This is a genomic window from Rhodopirellula sp. UBA1907, assembly GCF_002337565.1.
In the GTDB taxonomy this organism is placed as follows: Bacteria; Planctomycetota; Planctomycetia; order Pirellulales; family Pirellulaceae; genus Rhodopirellula; species Rhodopirellula europaea.
This window is the reverse complement of sequence record NZ_DDGH01000064.1, coordinates 66,856-75,071: the sequence shown is the minus strand read 5'-3', so window position 1 is coordinate 75,071 and position 8,216 is coordinate 66,856. Positions and strand designations below refer to the sequence as shown.

Sequence of the window (8,216 nt, the reverse complement as noted above, 5' to 3'; positions counted from 1 at the left end):
CCCCGCCGAGATGAGTTTGAGCGTGCCTTTGCAGGCGTGAGCCGTTACTTGGGAGCTGACTTCAGAGGCAGCGTTGGCTGGACACTTTCCAGGTCGGTCCAAAGGGTGCCTTCGCCGGCGTAGAACATTTTCAGATCCAGCGATGTCGGCAACTGCTCAGCAAATTCCCATTTATTGAATGCACTGGGCGATCCAAACGCCTGCACTGCCAACCGAAATTTGTCCGCCGTGGCTTCAGCCGCCATCTGCTTCGCTTCCGCCGACGCGCGCCCCAGCAACACCGATCGCTGAGCGTCCAACTCAGCCGTTTCGCGGTCAATTTGGGCGATCAATCGCTCCGTTTCCGCGGCGATCTCCTTCGCTTTCTTTTCGCCTTCGGCCAGCACACCCGCACGCAATCGCTCGGTATCCACCTGAACGCGTTCGGCTTCCAGGTCGACTTTGCGTTCCGCTTCTCGCAGATTCGCCTCGATCCGAGCCGTCTTGGTTTCCTCATCCCGAGTCAGTTTCAATTCATCGCTGACGTATCCCTTCTGAATCGGTTCGCGAACGTTCTTGGGGATATAGATGTGTCGCACCAAGCCGTACAGCATTGAGATTTCTTTCTCCGACAGCACGCTTTGGAAATCTTCGCTGACATCGGTTTGGAACTGCTCACGCGTTTCACCGATCAGCAACTCAATCGCTCCCATTTTAGAACCATTGTTGCGACAAATGCTTTCGCTCTGAGGTTCAATGACCTTCTGTTCCACTGCGTCCAAGTTGCCAAAGACGCGAACGATTTGGGCAGCGTTTTCGGGCATCACGCCCCAAATCGCTGAGAAGTCCAATTGAATGTCAAAACCATCGTTGCTGGGGAAGTTGATCCCCGTGTCTCGTGTCGCGAGTGGCTCACCATGCTCGTCATGCATTTGGTTGCCTTGAGCATCGACTTGCTTCTGAACTTCGATGCTGGATTCGTTGTAGCCAACATTGATGATGTCGATCTGCTGTTCGTTGGGATTGACCGGGTACAGACCAGGTTGCAACACCTTCGACTGAACACCTTTTTCCAAACCGGCTTGTTTGTTGTTGGTTTGCAGCGTGACCACGCCCACGTATCCCGTCGGGATTTCAACCCAACCACTGTTCTTCTCTTGATTGCCGTATCGCTTCACTTCGCGTTTAACAATCTTGAATTCGTACGCGTACGGATTGGCGCGGTATCGGCCGGGACCAAAAACCTTTCGCAAGATGCCTCGCTGGGTCGCTTGATTTTCCCCGTCCAAATCACCATCGACTAGGAACTCACCCTTGGGCAAGCTATCGCCGACCTTGCAGGTCACCACCCCGATCTCGCCAGGAAGGATCACCGTGTCCGGCACCACGTTTCGCTGCCAGTAGATCGGGTTGTAGAAGTGCCGGCCGGGCCCCTTCATCTTCGCACGCACGCCGACTTCACCTTCACCAGCCAAGCGATTGGGCTCGGCTTCGGGAGCCGTCAAAACCAATGGCCCTTTGTACCGAAGCTGCAAACTATGCCCCTCGGGAACATACACGCGGCAAAAGAACCACAAGAACGCGAAGTACAAACCGCCCAGGATCCATAGACCACTGAACGCCAAACCAATCCAAGATTTATGTCGGCGAAGGCTCATTCTGATTCTCCTGATTCGTCTTGATTCGATGTGTTGATCGCTTCAGCGGATGGCTGAGTCTTTTTGTTGGGTGCTTCGCTGTTGATTTCATTGAAGATGTTCATCAACGAACTGTCGGCCGTGTTGACCATCATTTGGCGGTAGCTCGGGGCCAGCTTTCGAAGCATCACCCAGCGTGCGTACTCGTCACCATCTCCGTCGTAGGCCTCAACAGATTTCACCCACCCTGCGGCTTCCGCCTCGTTTTCAAATCCGATGACTTCGGCTTCGGCCTTTCCTTGTGCCAAGATGGCTTCGGACTGGTCTTTCGCCGCCGCCAACTCCACCTCCGCGACCTTCTTTCTTTGTTCGGCTTCGATCACCGCGACTTCTTGTTGCCGCATCGCTTCGGTGGTTAGCTTGATGACCTCTCGATCGACTTCGACCAACGCTTCCTTTCGTTTGACCATCTCTTGTTCGATCTTGAGCTGCTGCTCACTGGTTTGCTGCTCGATCTCTTTGACGTATTGCTGAGCTTGCTGTGTCGCAATCTGACGATCACGAACCGGCGACGCGATTTGCTGTGGCGGGGAGATGCGCGTCACCAAAGCCTGAATGATCTCGATGCCTTGTTGGCGACAGGTTTCGCCCAGCGTTTGTTGAAAGTCCTTTTGGAACGCCAAACGCTTTTCGCCCAAGATGAAATCGCGGCCTGAGTTATCACTCCCACGAAGACGACAAAACGAACGTGCGTTGGGCAAGATAATCTTTTCGATGATCTCTTCTTCGACCCGGGCGTCGTATCCATCATCGTTGCCGGAATCGTTGTAGGTCACGAAGACCTCAGCGGCTCGTTCTGGATCCACTCGAAATTCGATCCGGCCATCCAGACGAACCCAAAATCCATCGCGGCTGGGGAATCCCATTTCGCCGCCATTGGAAAGGTTGAATCGTTGGCTGCGGCAATCGACCAAGTTCACGCGTTGAACATAGGGATTGATGTAATAGACACCGGGGTCCAACGTCTTTTCTTGAACGCCGCGTTTGCCTTCTTCGACGAGAAGTTGATTTGGATCATCTGCGGGTGGAGCCGACAACAACGTCACGACTCCCTTGAAACCAGCGGGGATCACAATCGGTTCGTGCAGTTCCACTAACTCGATGAAGTTGTCTCGGTATCGAGGAACTTCTTGACCGGCCTCGTATACAACCGCGTTCAACTGGTGACGCCCAGGACGCAACACCTCCGCAGCAATTCCTTTCTGGTTCGGTTCGTAGGCAATTAAATTGCCATAGCCCAAGTCATCACCATACAAACGAATGCGAACACCCAAACGGTTCTCAGGAATTTCGACTTGGGGAACGATGTCCCAATCCCAGTTCCATGGGTTGTAGAAGTACCGGCCCTCGGTCAGCACTTTCTCCTGCAGGCCTTTGAACTGGCCGAAGTCAGCTTCCGAGACCACCTCCGTGGAGTTCTCGATTTCGCTGCCTGTTTTCTTCAGCAGCACCGCAATATGACCGCTGGGCACTTCGATTCGGCAGAACATGTAAAACCAAATCACGCCCAGCAGTCCCGCGGCGAGCAAGCCAAGACCGGCGGTACCGATCAAACCCTGTCGCAACAAACGACGCATTGCCGGCGAATTCAGTGGTGAGTTGGAATTCGAGGAGGATTCCATGGGAAAAACCTGAAACGATGTGAACAAATGACCAAGCAGAGGGCCCAGGCAGCCAAAAGCTAGCATGCGGGGCGCGCCCCAACCCAAAAGCGATCAAAATGACACCACGTTTCGACCTCACCGCGACTTCGCCCGGCAGTTCGTAGCTTTTTCTCGCAAAATAGAGGCTTCTTCGTGGCCATACCGTGGCAGCGGGGTGAAACTCACTTGACACAAGCTCAATTCAGCCTATAGTTCGGTCGAAAGTTGGGTGGTTCAGACATCGAAACGCTGATGTCACAAATGTTCCCCCTTCCTCAGGCCCCCCAATGATTCGATGTGGTGCGAGGCCGGTTTCTCCCGCGTTGTGGTATTTTTGCCGTGACTCAGGTAAACCCTCGTGCAAGTGAATCACGACCATTGGGTCGCCATCCGCATTCGGGCAAGAAGTGAATTGGGCCTCGGGTCGAATTTGTTTTGTATCGCCCAAGTCGGTGATGTTTCATGGCGAGTCTTGGATTCGTCTAACGGGAATCTCCCCACGGCAAGGAATTGCCTGTCGCGATGAGTTTGACTCAGACGCAGTTTGACTCACAAGCAATGTCCAACGGTCGCGTTGTTGGTGTTACCGCAACCCTCGACGCACAAGACCTCGTATTTCAAACGCGGTTACTCTTGATTGGTTGTCAAAGCGAGTTGGTGCTTGAAAACCGCCATGGGCTTCTGCCACATGGTCCGGATCGTTTTCGATCTGTTCGAGCGTGACAAACCAAGCTGATCCCTTTCGGGATTCTGGCGAACGACAACAGGAATAACAGATGGCGAAGAAAAAACGTGCCCCGCGTGGTCGAGGTGGTTTTGGTTCCCAAAATGGCGGTCAGGGCCAAGGTGGCGGTGGTGGCCAAGGCGGTGGTGGAAAATCACGTTCACGACGTCGGCGTCGCGGTGGCGGCGGAGGCGGAAATGGTGGTGGTGGCAACAATGGCGAACCAGCCGATTTCGTAAGCGATGCACCTCTCGAAGAGTGGGACGGCATCCTGGAACTGCACCCCAATGGCTACGGCTTTCTTCGCAGCCCAAAGAACAATTACTCTCGCGAACGCACCGATCCATTTGTGCCCGGCACAATGATCGAGAAGTTTGGGCTCCGTCAGGGCCTGATTCTCAAAACAATGGTGCAACAGGCCAAACGCCAACAAGGCCCTCGTGTTCGAGAAATCCTCGATGTCGATGGCATGTCGCCCGAGTCCTACGCCGATGTGGCCAGCTTCGACGAGCTGACACCAATCAACCCCGAGCAACCTCTCAAGCTCGAACATGGCAAAATGCCTTTGACCAATCGGGTCATCGATTTGCTGGCACCGCTTGGCAAAGGCCAACGTGCTCTGATCGTCGCACCGCCACGCAGCGGGAAAACGATCATGCTTCAGCACATCGCGGAAGGCATTTCTCAGAACCATCCCGAATTGACGATGATGGTTTTGCTGATCGATGAACGACCAGAAGAAGTCACCGATATGCGACGCAGCATCAAAGGTGGCGAAGTGATCGCCAGCAGCTTGGACATGGATATCGAAAGCCATGTTCGACTCAGCCAATTGGTCATCGACCGAGCCAAACGATTGGCTGAAATGGGCCAAGACGTTTTCTTGATGCTCGACTCGATCACCCGTCTGGCCCGTGCATTCAACAAATGGGTCGGCAAATCCGGCCGCGGGGGTGCGACGGGAACCGGTGGTTTGGACATCCGAGCCATGGACGTTCCCAAGAAGCTCTTCGCGACCGCACGTGCGTTCCAAGAAGGTGGCTCGCTCACCATCGTTGGCACCTGCTTGGTCGACACCAATTCGCGAATGGATGACGCGATTTTCCAAGAGTTCAAAGGCACCGGCAACATGGAAGTCGTGCTGGATCGACGCCTCGCCGATCGGCGCGTCTATCCTGCGATCGACATCTCGCAGTCAGGCACCCGTCGCGAAGAACTTTTGCTCGACGAAGAAACCTATGAAACCGTCTCCATGTTGCGACGTACTCTCAGTGAGATGCACCCGGTCGATGCCATGGAACAATTGACCAAGCAACTTGGTCGGTTCGATGACAATGAAGGCTTCTTGAAACTGATCTCAGGTGCGAAACTCGCCTGATCAGGCACGGTTGCCAAAAACAGGCGGATCAACGAAACTGCTGATCCGCTACGGAGGATAAGCGAATTGGTGAGCGGCCTCACTGGAACTGAGGTACCCCGCAAGGGGCTGCGGGTTCGAGTCCCGTGTCCTCCGCTAAGCCTAAGAGCCCCGTCAGAACATGGTTTTGACGGGGCTTTTTTCATGCTCGCTTTCCCCCCAGTTCCACGCCCGCGTATCCTGACTGCGTCCATCGAACAGGAAGCTCTGCCTCGTGAATCACCCCGCTGAATCCGAAGAAACTGTGGTTCCGTACTTCGGCGTCTTTGACCTGTTCAAGATTGGAATTGGCCCATCCAGTTCCCATTCGGTCGGTCCGATGCGAGCCTCAGAAGCCTTCCTCAAAGAGCTCAAAGATTCCGACCTCTTGAAAAGCGTTTCGCGGGTCCAAATCGACCTCTACGGTTCGCTCGCGCTGACCGGTCTGGGACACCAAACCGACGTCGCACTGTTGATGGGATTGCTGGGCGAAACCCCTGACCAAATCGACACAGAAACGGTTGCTGAAAAGCTTTCTTCCATTCGCGAATCGAAACAGCTTTTACTCAACGGCGATCGGTCAATCGACTTTTGCGAATCAACCGACCTGATCATGCATCGGCGAACGGTCAAAGGAATGCACCCCAACACGATGCGGTTCTCAGCGTTCACCGACAACGACGGTGCGACCGCCGCAATCGAAGCCACCTATCTTTCGATTGGCGGTGGCTTCATCGTCCGCGAGGGACAAAGTGGGAATCTGCAAGCTGGCAATGCGCAAACGAGGTGTTCATCCGATGTGCCTCACCCGTTCACCTCTGCGAGTGAACTACTTCAACATTGTGATCAGCATCAACTGTCGATCCACGAACTCGCTCTCAAAAACGAGTTGACGTTTCGATCTCTCGAAGAGATCCGTGAGGGGCTTCAGCGAATCTGGAAAGTGATGCGAGAATGCGTCGAGAAAGGGTGCCGCACCAAAGGAATCTTACCCGGAGGCCTGAACGTGGAACGGCGTGCGCCGGATTTGTACCAAACACTGACCGAACGAACCGCACCACTGGACCACGATCCGCTGTGCGTTTTGGACTGGGTCGATTTGTATGCTCTCGCGGTCAATGAAGAAAACGCCGCCGGTGGACGCGTCGTGACCGCGCCGACCAACGGTGCCGCGGGAATCATCCCCGCGGTGCTGCACTACCTGCAACGTTTCTGCCCGGATGTGACCGACGAAACCATCGAACGTTTCCTCCTGACCGCGGCGGTGATTGGATCGTTGTACAAGCGAAACGCGTCGATCTCCGGTGCAGAAGTTGGTTGCCAAGGCGAAGTCGGCGTCGCGTGCTCGATGGCCGCGGGGGCTTTGACCGAAGCATTGGGCGGAACGCCTCACCAAGTCGAAGAAGCCGCTGAGATCGGAATGGAACACAACCTGGGCCTGACGTGTGATCCGATCAAAGGTTTGGTCCAAGTCCCCTGCATCGAACGCAACGCCATGGGGGCCGTGAAGGCGATCAACGCGAGTCGCCTGGCGCTTCGTGGCGATGGCAAGCACTTCGTTTCACTCGACCGTGTCATTCGGGTGATGAAACGCACCGGCGCGGACATGTCAGCTCGCTACAAAGAAACCTCCCGCGGCGGCTTGGCCGTCAACATCAGCGAATGCTAAACCGCCCCGACCAGCATGGTTTGCCGACCTCCGCATCCGTCAAATAACACACACGCGTTTCTTTATTTCACATAGAATCCGATGTCGGTCGCTTTATACTGACGGTCGATATCAGGTCCCTAGATAGATTCGACGGCAAAGGAAAAACCTTTCGATGAGTGATGGCAAAGTGAAGATGGCAATGGTCGGCTTGGGCTTCGGGTCGGAGTTCATTTCGATCTATCAAGCTCACCCGGACGCTGACGTCGTGGCGATTTGCCGACGCAACGAGGCAGAACTGAACAAGGCGGGTGACCAGTTTGGCATCGACCGACGCTTCACCGACTTCGACGCCGTGTTGGCTGATCCTGAAGTCGAGTGCGTGCACATCAACAGCCCCATCGCTGATCATGCTTGGATGTCGTTGAAAGCACTCGATGCCGGCAAGCACGTGATGTGCACCGTGCCGATGGCAACAACCATCGAAGAGTGCCAACAAATTTGCGACAAGGTCAAAGAGACCGGCCTGAAATACATGATGGCGGAAACCGTCGTCTACAGTCGCGAATTTTTGTTCATCAAGGACATGTACGAGAAAGGCGAACTGGGAAAGATCCAGCACCTCGCCGCATCACACCCACAAGACATGGAAGGCTGGCCAAGCTACTGGGAAGAAATGATCCCAATGCACTACGCCACCCACGTCGTCAGCCCCTGCCTGGGCCTGACAAACGCTTTAGCAGAATCGGTCAGCTGCTTCGGATCGGGAACCGTTCGCGAAGAGATCGCCAAAAAGTCAGGCAGCCCGTTCGCCGTTCAAAGCTGTCACATCAAACTGAAAGACAGCGATATCACGGCGCACATTTGGCGTTTCCTTCACGACGTGGCTCGGCAATACCGCGAGAGCTTTGACGTTTACGGAACCAAACGCAGCTTCGAGTGGACACTCATTGAAAACGAACCGCACGTGCTGCACACCGCTAAGAAACCTGAACACGAGATCCCGGAAAAGATCGAGATCCCTGACTTCGCACACCTGCTGCCAGAACCCATTCAGCGTTTCACCTTGCCCGCCGAAATCCACGATGCCGATCACCTGTCATTCGTCCAAGGCGGCGGACACGGCGGG

At 54.9% G+C, this 8,216-nt stretch carries 5 protein-coding genes and 1 tRNA gene; 4 read left to right on the top strand and 2 right to left on the bottom strand.

All coding sequences use genetic code 11. From position 1 onward, the window contains the following. Positions 1 to 44: 44 nt before the first annotated feature. Positions 45 to 1,637, bottom strand: a complete 1,593-nt coding sequence (locus tag B2R17_RS14155) for an SPFH domain-containing protein (RefSeq protein WP_286764491.1) — start codon at positions 1,635 to 1,637, stop codon at positions 45 to 47. Further along, positions 1,634 to 3,298: an SPFH domain-containing protein gene (locus B2R17_RS14150; RefSeq protein WP_286764490.1), complete on the bottom strand. Its 1,665-nt coding sequence runs from the start codon at positions 3,296 to 3,298 to the stop codon at positions 1,634 to 1,636. The genes B2R17_RS14155 and B2R17_RS14150 overlap by 4 nt, the downstream gene beginning before the upstream one ends. A gap of 797 nt (positions 3,299 to 4,095) precedes the next feature. On the opposite strand from B2R17_RS14150, the gene rho reads away from it, so the two are divergent. The 4 genes from rho to B2R17_RS14130 form a co-directional block, all read left to right on the top strand. Next, a complete protein-coding gene (gene rho, locus B2R17_RS14145; protein ID WP_008663327.1) occupies positions 4,096 to 5,421 on the top strand; it encodes a transcription termination factor Rho in 1,326 nt (441 codons plus the stop codon). 52 nt (positions 5,422 to 5,473) lie between these two features. After that, positions 5,474 to 5,556, top strand: a tRNA-Ser gene (locus tag B2R17_RS14140). Positions 5,557 to 5,779: 223 nt separating this feature from the next. Beyond that, positions 5,780 to 7,108 (top strand): L-serine ammonia-lyase, encoded by a 1,329-nt coding sequence (locus B2R17_RS14135; RefSeq protein ID WP_349676993.1) that lies wholly within the window; start codon positions 5,780 to 5,782, stop codon positions 7,106 to 7,108. 154 nt (positions 7,109 to 7,262) lie between these two features. Beyond that, positions 7,263 to 8,216, top strand: a 954-nt coding sequence (locus tag B2R17_RS14130) for a Gfo/Idh/MocA family protein (protein WP_286764488.1), incomplete at its 3' end; no start/stop codon positions are given.

Coding starts and splice junctions, on each gene's coding strand:
- B2R17_RS14155 (WP_286764491.1), bottom strand. CDS start 1,637: ATGAGCCTTCGCCGACATAAATCTTGGATTGGTTTGGCGTTCAGTGGT.
- B2R17_RS14135 (WP_349676993.1), top strand. CDS start 5,780: ATGCGAGCCTCAGAAGCCTTCCTCAAAGAGCTCAAAGATTCCGACCTC.
- rho (WP_008663327.1), top strand. CDS start 4,096: ATGGCGAAGAAAAAACGTGCCCCGCGTGGTCGAGGTGGTTTTGGTTCC.
- B2R17_RS14150 (WP_286764490.1), bottom strand. CDS start 3,298: ATGGAATCCTCCTCGAATTCCAACTCACCACTGAATTCGCCGGCAATG.